Source organism: Thioalkalivibrio sp. ALE11, from assembly GCF_000381205.1.
In the GTDB taxonomy this organism is placed as follows: domain Bacteria; phylum Pseudomonadota; class Gammaproteobacteria; order Ectothiorhodospirales; family Ectothiorhodospiraceae; genus Thioalkalivibrio.
Map to the genome: position 1 here is coordinate 1 of NZ_KB906185.1, position 18,721 is coordinate 18,721.

At 61.4% G+C, this 18,721-nt stretch carries 17 protein-coding genes; 9 read left to right on the forward strand and 8 right to left on the reverse strand.

The window, feature by feature from the left end; translation table 11 throughout:
* The 3 genes from F620_RS0113025 to F620_RS0113035 all read right to left on the reverse strand — a co-directional run.
* The coding region (locus F620_RS0113025) for a hypothetical protein (protein ID WP_026331474.1) at positions 1 to 494 on the reverse strand (494 nt) is incomplete at its 3' end.
* Positions 495 to 510: 16 nt separating this feature from the next.
* Positions 511 to 1,551, reverse strand: coding sequence for a YafY family protein (locus F620_RS0113030; protein WP_026331475.1), 1,041 nt, complete (start codon positions 1,549 to 1,551; stop codon positions 511 to 513).
* Between the two features lie 111 nt (positions 1,552 to 1,662).
* A complete protein-coding gene (locus F620_RS0113035) occupies positions 1,663 to 1,947 on the reverse strand; it encodes a hypothetical protein (protein WP_019570902.1) in 285 nt (94 codons plus the stop codon).
* A 142-nt stretch (positions 1,948 to 2,089) separates the two neighbouring features.
* Between F620_RS0113035 and F620_RS0113040 the strand changes: the two genes are divergently transcribed.
* The 8 genes from F620_RS0113040 to F620_RS0113080 all read left to right on the forward strand — a co-directional run bounded on the left by F620_RS0113040 (position 2,090) and on the right by F620_RS0113080 (position 9,693).
* Positions 2,090 to 2,275 carry a hypothetical protein gene (locus F620_RS0113040; protein WP_019570903.1) on the forward strand — a complete coding sequence of 62 codons (186 nt, stop codon included), beginning with the start codon at positions 2,090 to 2,092 and terminating at the stop codon, positions 2,273 to 2,275.
* A 540-nt stretch (positions 2,276 to 2,815) separates the two neighbouring features.
* Positions 2,816 to 4,126 carry a DNA (cytosine-5-)-methyltransferase gene (gene dcm / locus F620_RS0113050; RefSeq protein ID WP_019570905.1) on the forward strand — a complete coding sequence of 437 codons (1,311 nt, stop codon included), beginning with the start codon at positions 2,816 to 2,818 and terminating at the stop codon, positions 4,124 to 4,126.
* A complete protein-coding gene (locus F620_RS14460; RefSeq protein ID WP_019570906.1) occupies positions 4,123 to 4,629 on the forward strand; it encodes a very short patch repair endonuclease in 507 nt (168 codons plus the stop codon). The genes dcm and F620_RS14460 overlap by 4 nt, the downstream gene beginning before the upstream one ends.
* Positions 4,626 to 5,840, forward strand: a complete 1,215-nt coding sequence (locus F620_RS0113060; RefSeq protein ID WP_019570907.1) for a type II restriction endonuclease — start codon at positions 4,626 to 4,628, stop codon at positions 5,838 to 5,840. Before F620_RS14460 ends, F620_RS0113060 begins: the two co-directional genes overlap by 4 nt.
* Positions 5,841 to 6,004: 164 nt before the next feature.
* The gene (locus tag F620_RS0113065; RefSeq protein WP_231373912.1) at positions 6,005 to 6,388 is read left to right on the forward strand and encodes a hypothetical protein; all 384 of its coding nucleotides are present in this window, start codon (positions 6,005 to 6,007) and stop codon (positions 6,386 to 6,388) included.
* 33 nt (positions 6,389 to 6,421) lie between these two features.
* Positions 6,422 to 7,965, forward strand: a protein-coding gene (locus F620_RS14925) for an IS3 family transposase (protein WP_155987028.1) whose coding sequence is annotated in 2 segments (ribosomal slippage) — positions 6,422 to 6,893 and positions 6,893 to 7,965 — 1,545 coding nt in all. Because the reading frame shifts where the segments join, the coding sequence is not laid out codon by codon here.
* A gap of 58 nt (positions 7,966 to 8,023) precedes the next feature.
* Positions 8,024 to 8,278, forward strand: coding sequence for a hypothetical protein (locus tag F620_RS15235; protein ID WP_155987029.1), 255 nt, complete (start codon positions 8,024 to 8,026; stop codon positions 8,276 to 8,278).
* 308 nt (positions 8,279 to 8,586) lie between these two features.
* Positions 8,587 to 9,693: a hypothetical protein gene (locus F620_RS0113080; RefSeq protein ID WP_155987030.1), complete on the forward strand. Its 1,107-nt coding sequence runs from the start codon at positions 8,587 to 8,589 to the stop codon at positions 9,691 to 9,693.
* A 35-nt stretch (positions 9,694 to 9,728) separates the two neighbouring features.
* Here F620_RS0113080 and F620_RS0113085 read toward each other — a convergent pair whose 3' ends face one another.
* The gene (locus F620_RS0113085) at positions 9,729 to 10,868 is read right to left on the reverse strand and encodes a hypothetical protein (protein WP_155987031.1); all 1,140 of its coding nucleotides are present in this window, start codon (positions 10,866 to 10,868) and stop codon (positions 9,729 to 9,731) included.
* 210 nt (positions 10,869 to 11,078) lie between these two features.
* On the opposite strand from F620_RS0113085, the gene F620_RS15240 reads away from it, so the two are divergent.
* A complete protein-coding gene (locus F620_RS15240) occupies positions 11,079 to 11,363 on the forward strand; it encodes a hypothetical protein (RefSeq protein ID WP_155987032.1) in 285 nt (94 codons plus the stop codon).
* Between the two features lie 159 nt (positions 11,364 to 11,522).
* On the opposite strand, the gene F620_RS0113090 is transcribed toward F620_RS15240, so the two are convergent.
* The 4 genes from F620_RS0113090 to F620_RS14470 form a co-directional block, all read right to left on the reverse strand.
* Positions 11,523 to 13,154, reverse strand: a complete 1,632-nt coding sequence (locus F620_RS0113090) for an ATP-binding domain-containing protein (RefSeq protein WP_019570914.1) — start codon at positions 13,152 to 13,154, stop codon at positions 11,523 to 11,525.
* The gene (gene drmB / locus F620_RS0113095) at positions 13,151 to 14,926 is read right to left on the reverse strand and encodes a DUF1998 domain-containing protein (RefSeq protein ID WP_019570915.1); all 1,776 of its coding nucleotides are present in this window, start codon (positions 14,924 to 14,926) and stop codon (positions 13,151 to 13,153) included. The genes F620_RS0113090 and drmB overlap by 4 nt, the downstream gene beginning before the upstream one ends.
* A complete protein-coding gene (locus F620_RS14465) occupies positions 14,923 to 18,141 on the reverse strand; it encodes a helicase-related protein (protein WP_051081256.1) in 3,219 nt (1,072 codons plus the stop codon). The genes drmB and F620_RS14465 overlap by 4 nt, the downstream gene beginning before the upstream one ends.
* Before the next feature lie 355 nt (positions 18,142 to 18,496).
* The coding region (locus tag F620_RS14470; RefSeq protein WP_019570917.1) for an IS30 family transposase at positions 18,497 to 18,721 on the reverse strand (225 nt) is incomplete at its 5' end.

Genomic DNA, 18,721 nt, shown 5'->3' on the forward strand with positions numbered 1-18,721 from the left:
GTCAGGATCTCTTCCAGCTTCTCGATGGACGCAAAGACGCCGCCACCCGCACCGCCCTCGACATTGCTCGCACGAACCGAATTCTCGTGGGCGATCTGCCGGGAACCGGGCTCCAACAGTGTGACATTCAGTCGGGAGTGCGCCTCACGCCGCATCACCTGGTTGGAATCCAGGTGTTCGATGTCGACCTCCATGACGAAGTCACCCTCTCCTTCCTCCGCCAGCATGCCGCGCTGTTCCAGCCCCGTAATGAACTGGTCGCGGACCACATCGGATACCGGCTCTTCGGTCTCGAGCGTCTGCAATGGATTGCCGAAACCGCCCCGAATCGCGCCCAACCAGTTCGCCCCGTGCTGCCGGCTATCCGTGACGGGCCCCATCTCCACGTTGGCCTCGCCGACCGATTCCAATTCGGGGCTTGAAGCCGGATCCAGCGTGACCGGTGTGGTGGTACATCCAGCCACCAGAAAGCCGCCCAACAGGACCACTGCCATTCGCGTGATGCTCACCCTATTCCCTCCCCCCTCTTGTGGTTCCATAAGCCATCCTCGCAGATTCCAGTTCCTGGATCATCGCGTCCCGCAATGGCCTCGGTTCCAGGACCTCGACACTGGCACCCAACCCCAGCAGCCACCACTTCAGACGTGCGGTGTCCCGGACGGTGGCGGTAACCCGGGAGCACTCGCCGTTCCTTTCGGGCTCGATGGTCTGATCCTCGGACAGGCGCGCTTCGTGCAGGTGGTAAGCGAGCGCCGGATTCACCCGGAGTTCGATGCGAATGGTTTCGCCTTCGGGGTAATCGAATGCGCCCTGCTCGATGAACTGGTCGAGATCAAAGCCGGCGTCCGGATCGCGCGCCGGCACCTCGGTCAGCGCCGCGGCCTCGATCCGATGTGCGGCGAGATGCAGCACGTCCTGGTGCGGTTCGATGGTAGCCAGGAGGTAGGTGACCGGCTCGCGGAACACCAGCGCCAGAGGGTGAATGCGGTGGTCTCGCACCCGCTCCTTCGAGCGCGAGCGGTAGGTGATGTCGAGGCAACGGCGTTCCAGCAGACCCTGCTGCACGGTCGCGAACACGCCTTCCGGGATCGGCGGCGGATCCAGTGGCGGACCGTTGGGAAGAATGCGCACCCGCTCCGGCCACAGACTCAGGCCGGACGACTGACCCGTGGCTTCCAGCACCTCCCGCGCCCGCGCAACCTGCGGCGCCAGCCGTTCCCGGGCGGACGGCGGCAGCAGGCGCGCTGCGTTAGCATCCAGGATCTGCAGGGTGAGTGCTGTCTCGGGATCGAGCGCGGGCACATCCTGCAGCGGGGCGTCGGCCAGCCAGTACCAGCCATACGGACGGTCCCGCTCGTCGCGTCCCAACGGCAGAAACGCCGAAAGCGATTCCAGGTCCCGTTCGATGGTTCGCAGGGTCGTATCCAGTCCCCGCGCCTGCAGGCGTTCGACCAGTTCCGGTGCACTCACCCGGCGGGGCTGTCGAGGCACCATGCCCAGCAGCAGCATCCGCCGCTGCAACGTCGCGCGCATTCCGTTGCCCTGGGTCATTTCCCGTCCACCCCCTGCCCGTCTGTTGTCCCTCTCACAGTGGAGCCTGCCAGCCGGTCATCACCGGCGCAAAGATTCGACGCTCGAACACCGAAGCAGGGGCACGCCCCATCAACGTAGCTCATCGACTTCATACCGAATGCGCCCGTCCGTATCGCGAATCCGCGTCGGCGCGGAACCCGGGCCCTCCTCCACCGTGCCCAGGATCCGGCCGTCCGCACCGCGGATGTAGGTCGGGCCCGGAGGCTGCTCGTCGATGTAGCCGGTGATGCGGCCGTCAGCATCCAGGATCAGCGGCTGCCCGGGTGAAGGGTAGTCCCGCTCGGATGGCGACGGCACGGCACACCCCGTCAGCGCAACGAGCAGGAAGGCACAACCGGCTCTCAGAACGTCCATAACAACCCCGGCGAATGGATTTCCCCTTCAGGGTCGCCCATCCGCACGTCCGTTTCTGTCGCCCGGCCGAGGGAACATGGCCTGAGATGTACGGGCCGAATGTGCATACCCGTCCGAATCGCCTCCGGAAGCGAGTGAGCCCATGTCGAACGAAATCGCCTTCAAAGAACTGGTTCTGCACCCCGAGTTCGTTCGCATCAAGGACGGCTCGCGCGTGGTCCTCCTGCACGAAAGCGAGTTCGTGCAGATGCTCGCGGCACTACGCCAGTACGAGGCCCTGCGGGACCACTTGGGCGGCGATCCGCTGGTGGATCAGGAGTGCGAATGAGGGTCTGGCGCTCGTCAGACAATCGCTTTCCTTAATACCGGAACATCCTCGGCCAGTCGGCTCACCCTCGTTTATTCCCAATAAGATTGCAGCCCATTTTGGTCCAGGCGATGCCGTTATTCGGTAAATTCAGGACCTTTGACAGCGAAGCGAGGTGCGGTGTGGATCCACACCAGACGGTCAGGAGAGGTGGCCTCCGGAATGCTCATGAAATCAGGGACGCCGTCGACCGTGGTTGCAGGGTTTTCTGGAAGACCCTTCGGTATCCGGTCCACAGGGATGGATCCGGTCAGTATTTCATCGGGGAAGGACCGGGCATGATCGCACTTACCTGGTCGGACGGCGTGACGCTCAACGGGAAACCGGAGGATTTTTTTGTGCTGTCCGAGGCCGAATACCTGGAGATACACCCCGGCACCCTGCAGTAGGCAGGGGCACAAGCCTCCCCTCCGCCAGGATCGGGAATCGGCAGCTGGCCATGCTGGACAGGCGGGAAACATTCCGGGCATGATGTCCGGAACGTCTCCCCGAGGATCCGCCATGCACGCTTCCAATGCCGCCACCGCCCTGCTCCACTCCGCCCTGGAGCTGACCACCGGGGCGGACGTGGCCCGCGAACTCGGGGTGGATGAACGCACAGTCCGCCGCTGGGCGAAAGGCGAGATCCCGATGCCGTCTCGCTGGGAACCGGCGTTGAGCCAGCTCCTGCGCCAACGCGCTCCCCTGCGGACTGATTCTCACGGGCAGTTCAATTTCATCGACCTGTTCGCCGGCGTCGGGGGCATCCGACAGGGCTTCGAAAGCGTCGGTGGCCACTGCGTCTTCTCATCCGAATGGGACCGCTTCGCCCTCCAGACCTATCGCGCCAATTTCGGAAACGAAGACGAGGAGATCCAGACGGACATCCGTCAGGTCACGGCGGTTTCGGATGACGCCGAGGAGAACAGCCGCTACATCGATGAACGCATCCCCGAGCACGATGTCCTGCTGGCCGGGTTCCCCTGCCAGCCCTTTTCACTGGCCGGCGTCTCCAAGAAAAACAGCCTCGGACGCGAGCACGGGTTCCTCTGCGAAGCACAGGGAACCCTGTTCTTCGACGTGGCGCGGATCATCGAAGTGAAGCGTCCACGGGCATTCCTGCTCGAGAACGTGAAAAACCTGCGCAGCCATGATGGCGGCCGTACCTACGAGGTGATCCGTCGCGTGCTGGAAGAACTCGGCTATCAGGTGCATGACCGGGTCATCGACGGCAAGGGGTTCGTACCCCAGCACCGTGAGCGGATCTATATGGTCGGCTTCCGGAAGGATACGCCCTTCACCTGGAACCAACTGGACTTTCCCCCACCGGACGCCCGCACCCTCCGGGAGGTGCTGCACCGGGAGGACGGATCGGAAACGCCCGAACCCCCTTACACCGAGGGTGACATGGGCACCGTGGGCGACAAGTACATCCTGAGCGACAAGCTCTGGAAGTACCTGCAGGACTATCGGGCCAAGCACGAGCGCGCGGGCAACGGATTCGGCTACAGCAAGGTCGGCCCGGAAGACACCGCACGGACACTGTCCGCCCGGTACCACAAGGACGGTTCCGAGATCCTGGTTGACCGGGGAGCCGCGGAGCGGCCGCGTCGGCTGACGCCACGCGAGTGCGCCCGGCTGATGGGCTTCGACGACAGCTTCCGTATCCCGGTGAGCGACACGCAGGCCTATCGCCAGTTCGGCAACTCCGTGGTGGTCCCGGTCATCCGCGAGATCGCCTCCGCGATGGTGCCCCACGTCCTCGCGGACATCCGCTCCGAACAGGAGGACCGTCAGGTGGAGCTGCCGATGGAGTTCAGGGATACGGCGTGACCGACCGGCTCTCCCCGGAAGACCGCAGCCGGGTGATGAGCCGGGTACGCGGGCAAAACACGAAGCCTGAGCTCGTCCTGCGCCGCGCGCTCCATGCGCGGGGCTTCCGGTACCGTCTGCATGTCCGTGATCTTCCCGGACGCCCCGACCTCGTTTTCCCTCGGTATTCGGCGGTGGTGTTCGTGCACGGATGCTTCTGGCACGGTCATGACTGCCATCTTTTCCGGATGCCCTCGACCCGGGAGGAGTTCTGGAAGGACAAGATCGGACGCAATCGCGAACGCGACCGGAAAAACCGGGCCGAGCTCCTCGACCGTGGATGGCGTGTCCTGGAGGTCTGGGAATGCGCGATGAGAGGGAAGGAACGTCTCCCGCCCGGGCAGATGCTTGAAAACGTGGAGACATGGCTGACCGGCCGTTCCGCCAGTCACGAGATCCGCGGCCTTGGCGACAGGAAGGCGGGAGCGACAGACGCCAGTGTTTCGGGGGAGGAAACGCCGTGATCGATTCGATTTCGGAACTGTTCGAAGGGGCGGCGGCGAAATGGCTCAGCGCCGTGGACGCCGAACCGGACAAATCGAACCAGCATGAGATCGGAGGCCTTCCAAGCGCTGGCTTCAGGCGCCATCTGGGTGAACCTTCCAAGAATGACGTCGCACGTTTCCCGGCCACCATGGCTTATCTGAGTGACGGTGAGCCTCCGGAAATCGTCCGCGATACGGTCTCCTGGTACGACTGCCGATGGAAACAGCCGGACCGTTCCCCGGAGTACCGGCTGTATTACAGGAGCAATTCGGTCACGCTGCGGATCGGGGCCGGGGATCTGATGGTGATCGCGAAGGCCCGAGACGGAGATCTGCTCATCGTCTTCGCGCCGGCGGATTCGGATGTCGAGGCCCAGGTCCGCCACGTGTTCGGATTCGGCGAAATGGGAGAGCGTTTCCAGGCCGCCGGGATGCTTTCCTCCTCTCTGACCCTGCCACTGAAACTCCTGCTGGAAGACATCGGCGTGGAAACGATCGCCCCGGACGATGCCGGCGGCGATCTCGAGCTTGTCCTCAGCCGTTTCCCCGACCGTTTTCCCACAACCGCGGAATTTTCCGCGCTCGCCCGGGAGGTCAGTCAGGCCGACCCGGTTGGCGAGCCGGATCGGACCCTCCTGGCATGGATGGAACGGGAGGAAGCTCTCTTCCGGGCCTATGAGCGCGAAATCGTCCATGAGCGTCTTGAACGGGGGTTCGCCGGCGATGTCGATGAATTCATCCAGTTCTCGCTGAGCGTCCACAACCGGCGGAAATCCCGGGTCGGCCACGCCTTCGAGAATCACCTGACCGAACTGTTCCAGCGACACGGCCTGCGTTTCGAGAAAGGGGGGGCAAGGCGGGTCACCGAGAACAAATCGAAACCCGATTTCCTGTTCCCCGGCTTCGCCGAATATCACGATCCGCAGTTTCCGGCATCCCGCCTTTTCCTCCTTGGAGCGAAGACCACCTGCAAGGAACGGTGGCGACAGGTCCTCGCCGAGGGCGAACGCCTGAAACGGAAACATCTCGCAACCCTGGAGCCCGGAATCAGCCAGACCCACACCGACGAAATGCTGGCCCATGGCCTCCAGCTCGTAGTCCCGCTGCCCATCCACGCCACGTATTCGAAGTCTCAGCAGATGTGGCTGATGGAGATCGGAGAATTCATCCAGAAGGTCCAGGCAGCTTAATCGGAACCACAACCCAATGGATGCACGGCCCTCTTCGGTCATTCAATGACTTTTTGGGTTGGGGCACCAAGCGCCGTCCAGTGGATCCACTCGGAGAACTGTTACCCTGCGCCGGGTGTGGTCACCGGCATGACGGAAGGAGTCGCCATATGAGGGAGGGCGTCGTGAACGAAAGACAGGCGAAACGCATGAAGGAGAATTTTCGCCGGGAGCTGCATTCGGGGAGCACGTATGAGGAAGCCCGAATCAGGATCATGGAAGACCTCCAGGACATTGCGAGCCTTGATGAACAGGAAGCAAGCGCAGTCACGGAGCAGATCGAACAAGAGCTCCTTCACGAGCGGTATTACGTCAACAAGCTCGATGTCCCGACCATTGACGCCCGGGAGCAAAAGCGCTGGTACCATGGCCCGAGCGAATACGACACTTTCTGGCCCGCCCTCGAATCGCATTTGCTTGACACCAAGGGCTGGACTCCGGAGTCCGTGCAGTCCATCGACGATCTGTCGACATCAGTAGTGGCGCGGCTTCCCTATCAGTCAACGTAGTTGTCGCCTCAACGCAACCAGCAGGTGACAACCATGAAGCACTACTCTGCCGAGCGTAAGGAAGCCGTCCTGCGCAAGCTGGCACCGCCAATGAACCTCACTGTCCCCGAGGTCGCCGAGGCCGAGGGGATTTCCACGGCAACCTTGTACAATTGGCGCAAACAGGCCCGTGAGCGAGGACAGGTTTTGCCATCACGAGGATCCACCCCGGAGGGCTGGAGCAGCGAGGAGAAGTTCCGCGTCGTGCTCGAGACCGCGCCGATGACCGAGGCGGAGTTCAGCGCCTATTGCCGTGAGAAGGGACTCTATCCCGAGCAGGTCGAGGCCTGGCGGGAGGGCTGCATGAATGCCAACGCCAACGCGGCCGAGCAGGACAAGCGCTCGCGCCAGGAGCGCAAGGCCGAGCAAAAGCGCGTGAAGAAGCTTGAGCGCGAGCTCAAGCGCAAGGACAAGGCCCTGGCGGAGACGGCGGCGCTGCTGACGCTGTCAAAAAAAGCCGAGGCGATCTGGGGCCGCAACGACTAGGACGACTGACCAGCCTCACGGATCGCCAGCACACCGTCGCCCTGGTCGAACAGGCCCGGCGCGACGGTGCCCGGCTGGGCAAAGCCTGCGACGTGGTCGGCGTGAGCGTGCGGACGTATCAGCGCTGGAGCACGCCGCAGGGTGTGCGTGCCGACGCCCGCCCGGATGCCGAGCGTCCGGTGCCACAGAACAAACTCTCCGAGCTGGAGCGTGCAGTGATTGTTGATCTGTGCAACGAGCCCCGCTACCGCAGCCGACCGCCGGCGTACATCGTCGCCGACCAGGCCGATCAGGGCCGCTATATCGCCTCGGAGTCGACGTTCTACCGCGTGCTGCGCGACTACGACCAGAACCATCACCGCGGCCGCCACAAGGCGCCCGAAGGCAAGCGTCCGCCGACCACCCATGTGGCGGATGCACCGAACCGGTTGTGGACCTGGGACGTCTCCTGGCTGCCAGGGCCGGCCTGCGGGACCTGGTGGTATTTGTATCTGATCGTCGATGTGTTCAGTCGCAAGATCGTCGGCCATGAGGTCCATGCCGCCGAGACCGGGGAGCTCGCCAGCGAGCTCATCGAGAAGGCGCACTGGCGGGAGCACCTGGCCGCGAAGGACAAGCCGTTGATCCTGCACTCCGATAACGGCAGCCCCATGAAGGCGGCGACGTTCCTGCAGAAGCTCTACGACCTCGGGATCACGCCTTCGCGCAGCCGCCCCCGGGTGAGCAACGACAATGCCTACTCCGAGGCGCTGTTCCGGACGCTGAAATACCGCCCCGGGTTCCCGTCAAAGGGCTTCGCCACGCTGGAACAGGCCCGCGAATGGATGCTCGCCTTCGTGCACTCGTACAACGAGCAGCACCGCCACAGCGCGCTGAACTACGCCACACCCGCCCAGCGTCACAGCGGCGAGGCCACCCGGATCCTGGCGAACCGCAGAGCCACGTACGAGCGAGCCCATGACGCTCATCCGGAACGCTGGCCCGGTGCCATCCGGGACTTCGGCCTCCCAGAATCGGTGACCCTGAACCCGGAGACGGCGGCGAATTGTTAAAGAACCCTGAACCCAATCAGGCGTCATCTACGTTGACAGATAGCGCACGACCGCCACCGTGGATACACTGCTATCCAGCCACCTCGCGATCCGACTGGGCTACCCGCCCGAGACACCCGACGCCCACCAGGCCGTGCGCCGCTGGCTCCAGAACCGTCTGGATGAACACAACGACCCGGGCCGGACCGCCGTCAGTCAGTGGCTCCAGCAGGAGATCATCAGCACCCTGGTGGATACACAACTATCCACTCACTACGCCAACTGGCTCCTCGATGGCACGCCACCACCACCGCCACCCCTTGACCCATCGTGACCGATCACGCTCAATGAACACGGCCCAGCACACACCGCGCTTCGCATCGGTCACGAACAGCAGAATCAGCGGTCACGTTCACCGGAATACACACTGAGCCGGAGTTACTGTCGAAAAACGCTTCAGCGGGGCACTGAGCCGGACGCAGGTCCGTTGATCAGCGTTTCCCTAACGCAGTGTCCAAAACCGTTTGCCCCCACAGGTGGCATAATCCGGCTATGCCTATCCATCCAGACCAGGACATCCTCACTCCATGGGGGCCTCTCACGGAGTGCTTCGGCTCCCTGAGGGAACGCCCTGAACAGGTGATGTTCTGGGACAAGCACCAGCGCATTGAAGGCACCACTTTCGAACTGTGGGTACAGCAGTTCTTCAAGTCCATGCCCACGCTGCGCACGGGCAGCACACGACTTCCGCCGATCACGATTGGGATCTCACGTTCAGCGCTCATCGACCGCAACCAGTCCGGTGCTGTATTCGTGCTCCTGCATCCGGATCCAACGCCTCACCGTCACGATAGGGAGATAATGCGGCTGGTCCGCATGCTGCACCGTCACTTCGAGGTTTGGTTACTTCGCTTCGACCACGACAAGCAGACCTTCATGATGAGCACGCGACCTTGGTCGCCGGGCGGACCGAACCCAATGCCCGGCTTGCCAGCAGGGGAACTGCTCAGGAATCTCGGACGGAGGAACCCCGTCCTACCGAATGTCAGTCTGCGAGTGCGGGACCTCAATCGGCAGCAGAAATCGTACTGGGGTTACATCCGCTCCAGCCTGCGGGATTTCGGAACACTGCTGGAGCGGGTTGTCCTGCCGAGGATTTTCCTGAACTTCGTGCTGACACCGTTCTTACCCGACACCGGCCTGTGGGACGTCGACCTCGTACAGAGCGTACCGGACCACGAACGCGTGCTGGTATGGGATATCAAACACAAATACCCGTTCGGCCGCCACCGACTTCAGTTCGGCATGAACTCCGGCCAGAGGTCCGTATACGCCCTGCTTGCTGACTGTGACATCGAAGTGTTCCACGCCATTGTCGTCAAGCCGGTGTGGAGTGATCGGATCGGACCGGACTATCTGATGAATGACCATGAGGCCCGGGAGCGCGCACTTATCATTGGCACGGCACTCACACCCGAGCATCTCCGGAAGATCGGCTCCCGAGCAATTCGTCAATCAGGGGCCAAGACCACCATGTATGGCTCCGGAACGAACAGTTATCACCCGCTTCCTGTCACGGACTTCCATGTTGTAGGCAACCTGCAGGACACGACAGCCCATCTTGGCCGACAGTTGGAGGTGCTTGCCGGCATCGATATCGCCAGTGAAGAGCTGCCGAGGCTCGGTGAGCAGGAATTGAGGCGCCGCAAACTCGACGATGATGGTTGCACTGGGGAGCGGCCTGACTGAGACGGACTTGCCGCTCAGGATGCTACCTCTGGGGATCACGACCGCCGCTTCCGCGTCACCACGGCACTTGCATAGGCTTCCTCCGTGCGCGCGAGCTCGCCTAGGAGGTGATCCCGAACCTCTGGCCCAGCCTCCTGCGGAACATTCGCGACCAGCATTCTCCTGCGATTGACCACAGCGAACCACCATGAAACGCCGGGCTTCTCATGGAGCTTAAGGATCGCTAGGTCGGTGGGGCTACGGTCGAGTTCCGGGACCTCACTGAAAATGGAAAACTGCACTCCGGGCACGGAATCGACGGGTTCTTTCACGCAGAAGGTACGTCCTCCGGGAAGCGCCACGTTGACGCCACCGGTAATGAGAGGCTTGCCCGTCTCAGCCAGTTCCCAGCCCCAGCCATCCAGAATCGACTGGACTGCGGCCGACAGGCCGACCCCCTGCCGAGCGCCAGCGGCCTTTTCGGTTTTTGGGCGCCCGTCGCCGGTGAGGGGACCATCGAACGGCAGCTCCTCATTCCGTGGCTCAGCCAGCGTTTCGATAGCGGCACGCGAAGGAAATTTCCCATCCCGTGCAGCACGATGGGGACGAATATCAGCCGCCGGCTTTTGAACGGGAAAGCTAGCGATCGTTCCACGATGCCATTTCAGTCTGGCAAGAGGCTCGGGGTCTTCGGATGAAGTATCGAGCCCCAGGCCAAGTACGTTCCCCCAAGAGTCAGAGCTATCCGTTTCTATCAGATAGGCAATCAGCTCCGACAGGAAACCGGCTATCGGCTTCTTTACGGCCCAACTGAGAACGCCGGCTCCACGACGGATCCCGAAAAGGAACGATGCGAGTGTCACTACCCTCGAACCGGCCGGTGGATTCTGGCCCAGGAAAGCCCTGAGACTCTCAACATCATCCACCCATACTGCGAGCAGGGCTGCCCTGAGCACGACTGCTTTTTCGTCGGCAAGCACTCGACCGTCCAAGTCCCGCCGATTCTCGAACGCTTCAAGTGCAAAACGCGCCCATTTTTCCTCACTCTCGGCTTCCGCTTCGTCGCCACCGGCCAAGCGCAGCGACTCAAGGGTTCGATTGATCAGCTCCGACCCGGACTCGCGATCAGCACCAGCGAACACGCGCACAACCGTCCAGAGCTGGCGTTCCGAAACCGGAGGCTCGCTCTCTTCCATACCAAGAAAGTTCCAGCACCGCGAAACGATGTCATCCTCCGCGGAGTCCCCCACGCCGAGTAGCGACACCCCCGGATAGGCGATGGCAGGCTCTGACCGGACGAGATGTAGAAGGCATGCGACGCCTGCTGCTATTCGGTCTGCCCGGACGCCGTCCAAGCCCTGGTCGGAATCGCCTTTCGCCACACATTCAAATCGCGACTCCCCCTCATGACCGAAGAGCTGGAGCGAAACCTCATAAGGAAACCAAGCAGGGTCAAGTTCCTCGACTGGCCGAAACCGGAACTGGTCTCGTTCATCCGCATTCCGGAAGTGGAGACAGCGGATATCACCAATCCTAACAACGCCTTCATCACGCCTCACGGTCTCAACGAGAATGGGGAATCGCCGGGCCACACCCCCCGTTATGATCTGCCCTTCGGACATCCGGAGGCCGTCATCCAGTGTGGCCAACCGTCCATCGGCAACCGGTCTACAGACGAGGTTAGCCGGTAGTTCGGTCGGTATCACAAGCGCAGAGAGCAGTTCGAGTAGATCTTCCCGATTGGAAGGTATGAACCAATTCATATCGGTTTCCCAAGGCGAGAGCCGGGTACACCAGCCGCAGCATGCATGACCACGACGGCCAGGGGCGCGAGTCGCGCCAGTTTTCCGCTATTTCCGCCACCACCCCTTACCGGGTTTGTGACGGAAACCTCTTCTTGCAAGCTCATTCGCATAAGATGAGTCTCTTTCAAGCGCTATCCAGAACGCGCCGCCCCTGTCACGCAGGTCCCTGACTTCAGCACCTAGGCGGGCAGCAAGATCCCGTGCTTCTATGGCCCAGGAGGGACCATTTTCCGCACCTTCGGGTCGCTCGTCTGTGTCACCATGTTCCCCGCCCCCGACTAAATCCTCTCGAATTACCTGCAGGATCTGTGGATCCTCTGGCAAGAATGTGCCTGCCACGGCATCCGCCACGCCGGGCTCATCGAGCATGTATACGTAATCGCGTGCACGGGCCACTGCAACGAACAGCCGCATGCGGAACCGGTCATCCGCCGAACTGCCCCGTTCCAGTGAAAGGCTCCGGATCAGGAAAACCGCATCGAATTCCAATCCCTTGGCGCTCTGCACATTGAGTACCGTGACGGTGTCTGGGCGGTCAAACACGAGGTCATCCGGTTTCCCTCCCTGCCTGCGTTGGGATGAATACGTCTGCACCCGGATGTTTCGGCCCTGCAGGCCTGACAGGCCTTCTCTCAGCTCTGCAACGAGCTCTGCTCGATCACGCTCCCGGAACGCCAATACGCCAACCTCTTTCCGCGGGTGATTCCTCACCCATCGCACAAGAAATTTGGCAGCGCTGCCGATTCCTTCAGCTTCTATTCGTGCTGGGACTTCGCCACGCCGCCGGGGCAGGGTTGCGATGCCCGTCACCGTGTCGGAGTAGAACCAAGAGGCAAAGCGGGCCACTTCACGCGTGTTTCGGAAATTGTCAGGAAGATCATATCGATGCTGAATGGCCAGACCCTGCTGGATATCCGAAAGTGTTGAGTTGTACTCCGAGATCTGCTGATTCTCATCCGCGAGCACCATACACCGAACGGCCTTACCGGAATCCTGGACACGCGTGGACGAGATCGCCGCCAGCCGCCGCAGAAAGCGGTACATCCCCGGAGGGAAATCCTGCCCCTCGTCGATAATCAGCATGCCCAGTTGGAGCGCACCGTCATTCAAGCTGTCGGCATGGTCAACCAGATGTTCAGCGGCCGCGTCCCAAGAGATTGCATACATATCTCCTGGTTCCTTTGGAGGATCCGGCCACAGCCGCCACCGGGCGAGATCCTCCGCCACTTCGATCGCTCCCGCTCCATCAATGTACCAAGCACCCTTCTTATATTGGCCCGGCTGCCGGCCGGGACGCCAAAGGTTGCGATCCCAGCGCGCCCCCAGAGCCTTCACTTTCTCCCGATCTCCATAGTCCACATCGATCATCACTTTCTGAGACAGTGGGTGTGGCGGGAGGCCCGAATGGCGCCACCATTGGGTCAACCAGCTTTGCACGGTCATGACGGGCACATCATCCATATCACTGGGTCCTCTCGTGAACTGTGACAGGACCCGGTTGAACATCAGCAACTGCACGGGGTTCCCTCCCCTCACAAGCTCGATTGCCCGCAGGCATGCGATCAGAGTCTTGCCCGTACCGGGCGGCCCCGCGACCAGCGTATGCTCGTCAAGCGGGGCATAGAGGTAGACTTCCTTCTGGCGGTCCGTGAGATCGCGTTTCGATGGCAGCCTCATCCCGTAGACTCCGCAAAGTTAATGAGACCGACCTCGCTATCAAGAAGCAGGCGCCGATCCAACAGGGTGTTCGCCATGGTGCAGCTCGTCTCTGACACCAATGTGCAGGCATGGCATGCGGCCCGGTTGAATCCACCAAGGCCCTGCCCGGAGGTTTCCGAACATACCGGATCGGAGGAACACCATCTTGCCTCCTCGACCGCGTCGTGGAGAGTCTGTCCGATGCGGTCATTCCGCCCCTGCCGGACCAGCCCTCCGAGGGAACCTTCAGAATCGCCGTCCCCCGTGTAGATCAGGATTCCAGCTTGGCCAGTGACCGGATCAATGTAGAGGCGTTCATTCAGCGACGATGACGAGTAGCCACATTCGAACGTGATTCGGCGCAAAAGTAGGTGGGAGAGCGTGTGCACTGCGATGAGGGTCGGCGTTACAGGTGGAAGGAACCAGTACTCTTCCGCGACGCGCTGTGCTTCTAGTGTTTCAATGTGCGATTTCTGCCCTGCGGGCAGGCTCGCTTCCCAATGACGTAGGACTGATGAAGAAATCCGGAAGAGGACGCCTTCACCGAACCTTTCCGCGGCCGGAAGCCAGTCCTCGGAACCGCGGGGGTCAGCCGCCACCCTAGCGCTTCCTGCCCCAGGGCGGATTCTCTGGAAGCCCGTAAAGACACTGACCTCGCGAAGGCGGTGGATGAGCAGGATTCCATCGATCAGGGAGCTCGCCCACCTCGGCAGGCCCGTGTTCGCGGACTCGGTTTCAGCGATGAACGTTCGGGAACGCAGGCTCCCTCGCTCCATCGCTCCGGTAAGCGTCTGCCACTCCTCTTGCAACAGACAGTCCTGGTCAAGGACGTGCTCACGCACTTCAGTCGAGTCCCGCCCATCAGTTTTCGCCTCCGCAATACCACTGACCACTTCCTGTCGCACGCCGGTATCACTTGCGATCATTTCCGTCAGGATCTGCCTAAGCTCCTCGGTTTCGGAACCACCGGCTGCCATGAGCTCCCGCAATCTAGGATACTTGTCATGACCCTGAACTAAATCCCGGTAGGCTGTGGTATCGTCCTCCTCACTGAGTGACGGAATATCGAGTGCCGACAGAGTCACCGGGTAGTGAAGATTTGTTGCACCCCTCTGCAGAACCTCGGGCTTCGCATCACACTCCTCGGATTGACGGTGCCACGGGTGCCGCCCGTGACACCGGTGCAGCAGACGGCCAATCTCCCGGCGTGATGTGATATCGCCCAGATCCCGCCGACTTCCACACTCCGTGCACCGAACCTGCAGCGAAGCCAAGCCGGTTTCACCGCCGGACGCTCTGACCTCAAACTTCAGGCGCGACCGTTCGGTGCAGTCACGGTCAACGTAATCGCCACTGTGCGCCCACAGATGCCACGGGAAATCCTGGAGATGCCCATTCTCACAGGCGAGGACAAAACGCATCGGAACCAGAGTACCGCGCCTTTCACAGCGCGGACATCGCGGTGCCTTACCCTTCTCCTCCATCTCCGTTTTCCACTGGATGAGATTGCGGCACGACTCACAGAACAGTGACGCCGGAAATCTTTGTGCCGGGAGTGTCGACCTCGAACCTTCCACCGCCCGCAACGCCTTTCCAAGCCTCCCAGACAGGCGCGGAAGGTCAAGTCTCTGGAACGCGTTCCGATGCCACCGGTAGATCGGCGGCACGATGAACGACTCATTACCGATATCGACGACCGCCCCGGGGCCGGCGAACCCCACCAGGGTTCCGGCACGAATCTCCCTTTTCATGTTCGGGTCCCTCCAAAGTCCGATGCCATTGGCTCCACTGTCACAGCCGTATCCACGTGGCGGAACGACCTAGGTGTCGGCCACCCTTCACCCGAGGTGCCGAAATCCTTGATCACGCTGGCGTGCGTTTTGCTGCGGCTATGGATACGAAGATTTCGGCCTCGATCATTCGCCTTCCGGACCCAGTCTCCGATGAACTCGTCAAGCCGTTCCAGTGCCCCATCCGCCTCATCAGGTTCCGCAACCGCGATCCGCTCGATCAGCTTGTCCCGCAAGGCCACGATCGTTTCATTTTCCTCAAGCACGCGGGCAGCATCCTCATCGCGCTGAACAGGTGAGGTCATGCGCAGGAGGGCCAGAAACGCGCCATGGAGCGCCCGCTCCCGAGCAGGGACAGCGAAGGGAGTCACGCTGGTCGGCTCGACATGCCGGTAGAAGGCGCCGTGAAAGGGACGGAACGATTCGTAGTGGGACCTGTCTCGCGGTTTCGTGGACGACATCAGCGCCATCACCAGACCCGGTAGCCGGCACGCGTCGCGGCCAACCCTGCTCGACGCTTGGATATATTCCGACACTGTCTTCGGCTGCCCGTTAACGATCATCAGGCCGAGGCGGCTTACATCCACACCGACGGAAAGCATATTGGTGCACGCCACGAAATCCAGCGTCCGTTTATCCGGAAGCTCTACCGCTAAGCGTGAAAGCATTTCCGGAATCTCACTGTCCCGGAGGTTCGCCGACAGCTCACGGACGTTGTCTTCCCGAATGTTCCTAGACGATCCCAGTGCCTGCAGGCGGGCCGGAATGTCGTCCCGTGCCAGCGTCAGTGTCTTGCCAAGCTCACGCTTGCTGTTCTGGTAGGACACCAGTGTCCACCAAGTATCCACGGCTTCACCGGCCGCTTCACGCAGGTTGGCGACTGCGTCGATCAGCGCCGCCGATGCCAGGACGTTGGAGAAAGTAGGCGTGTGACCCTGTCCCATGGCGCCCACATACAGCCGACCCGGCTCGCTGGCTGACGTCCTCGAGAAAAAGGAATCGGAAGCCTCGATCCCACGGGGAGGGAAAACGGCACACTCCCTGCCGTAGAGCTTCTTCACCTGTTCTTCCGCACGCCGTATGGTCGCAGTTGCACAGATGTATTTTGCAGGGATACCTTGGCGCTGGATGATAGTATCTAGTGCGGCCTCATAAACGCCGGTTATCGTTCCAAGCGGCCCCGAGATCAGGTGAAGTTCATCCTGGATGATAAGCGAGGGGGGGATAGATCCCTGCCGGTCACTTCCGAAAAAAACACGTGGACGGTGATCCCAGGCCAGATTCGCGAACTTGTCCACCGTGGCCAAGAGCAGCGACGGTGGTTCATCGTAAAGGTCCTCGTCAACATAGGATATGGGCAACCCGGAACGATGCCCCGGACAGGAGGTATCCGGACAAAAGAGCTGGATGCCAATATCTTTTCGGCGTATTCCCAGATGCTCCGCGTCTTCCGAAGTCCGTCCTTCAGGAACGATTCCTGTCCCGCAGACCGGGCACCTCTTGAGTGGAACCCCGACATCCTCGGGCGTTGCGGGCGACTCTTCCAGCGCCTCAAGCTGTTTGAGTGCATCTTTGCGTGTGTTTGGCGAAGACGCGGAACCCACCCAGAGTCCTAGGGAAAACGGACGCTCGCCTGGAATTTCACCCTTTTGCCGCATCGTCTCGAGTGCACAGACCAGCGCGCCCGCCCGCTCGAACTGCTGAATCGTAAGCAGTCGTAGCGTGTAGCGCTTGATAACCGCCGTACCGGGATCATGTCCGCCAGCAACGATGCGCCGCCGGATCATCTCGAACGCTGCGACCGCGAGGTAGGCCTCTGTCTTCCCACCCCCGGTCGGAAACCATATAAGATCCACAATCTTGCGATCCGGATGCGTCGGGTCATTGAGGCCAGGCAGCGAGATCAGGACGAACGCAAGCTGGAACGGCCGCCATCTGAAGGATGTTAAATCCTGCCTATCCGGATCTATGTCGCGAAAGGGACTGTCGAAAGATCCGGACCGCACCCGTTCGCGTGCAGCGCCACTTCGCGCGAGGGCAAGCAGCAGCGCCCGGTTGGCAAGACGAAAGTTCGTCAGGGCCAGTACATCGGAACGCAGCAGCTCAATGCCTTCCCGGATGCGGCCAACCGTCTGCGATATCCGGCCCAGAATCCGGTCGCGCGCGCCACACAGATGGTCTGGCACAGCGACTTTTGCAAGGGTGTTACTCCAAGCCTCGTAGGCCCCGCTGAGCCCCGCGAGCCCCGGAAATGGATCGAACTCTCTGTCCTGCAGCCTCTGGAGGCTAAGGGCAGCAGATGTTTCTGGAGGCAACCCATCCACCTCAGCGGTAACAGGAGGGACCTCAAGGTTGGGGAGAAAATCTGTTTCAACCCAAGCAACTTCCGAATCACAGGATTGATCCCAGCCGGTTCCACAGCCGTGCCCCACGGCGTACGATGGGGAATCGCGATACTGTAGAGCAAGCTCCTGTGCGTCCGGATCCTTGCTAAGTCGAGGTGGCTCCGGATAGGCGGGCACGCCCTTTTCCGGAGTGCACCGCAGCCCGGCCTGGAAGATTACATCCTCAACGTTGAGTGCTTCACGTTCTTCCTTTTCGCGAGCATTCACCAGAGTGACGGTTGCGACTCGAGCCCCTTCCACGGTTCGGACGTGAAGGTGAACATTCGCGCGACCGTTCAGAACGGTCTGTACTTGATGCTCCCGCATTCCGGGATCAAAATCGATCGACTCGGAATCCTCCTCACCTGTCAGCGCATGGCGCTGCCACGTCCGGGGCGCCGCGGCCTCAGCAGCATCTGCGGAAGCTCTTGGCGCCTTCTCAACATGCGCATACGATGCTCCCGCACACTCCACTCGGATCCTCGTCTCATCGAGGTGGATCGCGAAGCTCAGGCCGACCGAAGCTGGAAGTTGCTGGAAGAGGAGGTCCGTCGGTGACTCGTTGGCAGGCTCATCGTGTTCCAAGGTGGGATCAATCATCTCGTCCGACTCCTCATCCGCCAACGACCCGCTCGCGACCGAGTTTTTTGGAAACAGCATGCCGCAGAGATAACGTTTGTGCGGACGTTCAGCCAGTTCTTCCCGCAATCCGTACAGAGGCCCAACGAGGCGCCGTCTGACTGCATCAACGAGCTCATCTCTTAGCCCACGGCCGTCCCTATCCTGGTCCATGGCCAACTCCTTTACGAACCTATCCTGCTGGAGTGCCCCCAGCCCAAGAGCCACCAGCGCGCCAAGTGCATCCCACAGCACGAGGGAGGGCGACTTTCGACAACGACATCAACAGACCTTACGCACTGCGGGTCCGCCGCACAATCTGGTAAACCATGCCGACCGTAGCCATCAACCACCCGAACTCATGGAGTGCTAGGGAAGCGCTAGTCAATGCGCCGGCTTCCGACTTCATAGCACGCCGAAGCGTTTCTGCAAGGGCGGTAAGCCCATTACACTCCGCCTACCCTCGCCCCGCAACCGCCGTCTTCGGCATTTACAGTGCCTGAATTCAACCAACAAGTGCAACGCCACGTCATGCGGCGCGTCGCCGCTGTAAAGATTGCTCCAGCACTTCGATCGGGGCCCGGTAGCCGAGCCGCTTGCGCGGTCGAAGGTTGAGCTTGTCTTCGATCTCCTGGATTCGTTCTTCGCTGACCTGAGCGAAGTCGGTGCCCTTCGGGAAGTACTCCCGGATCAGGCCGTTGGTGTTCTCGTTCGAGCCGCGTTCCCAGCTGTGATACGGCCGGGCGAAGTACAC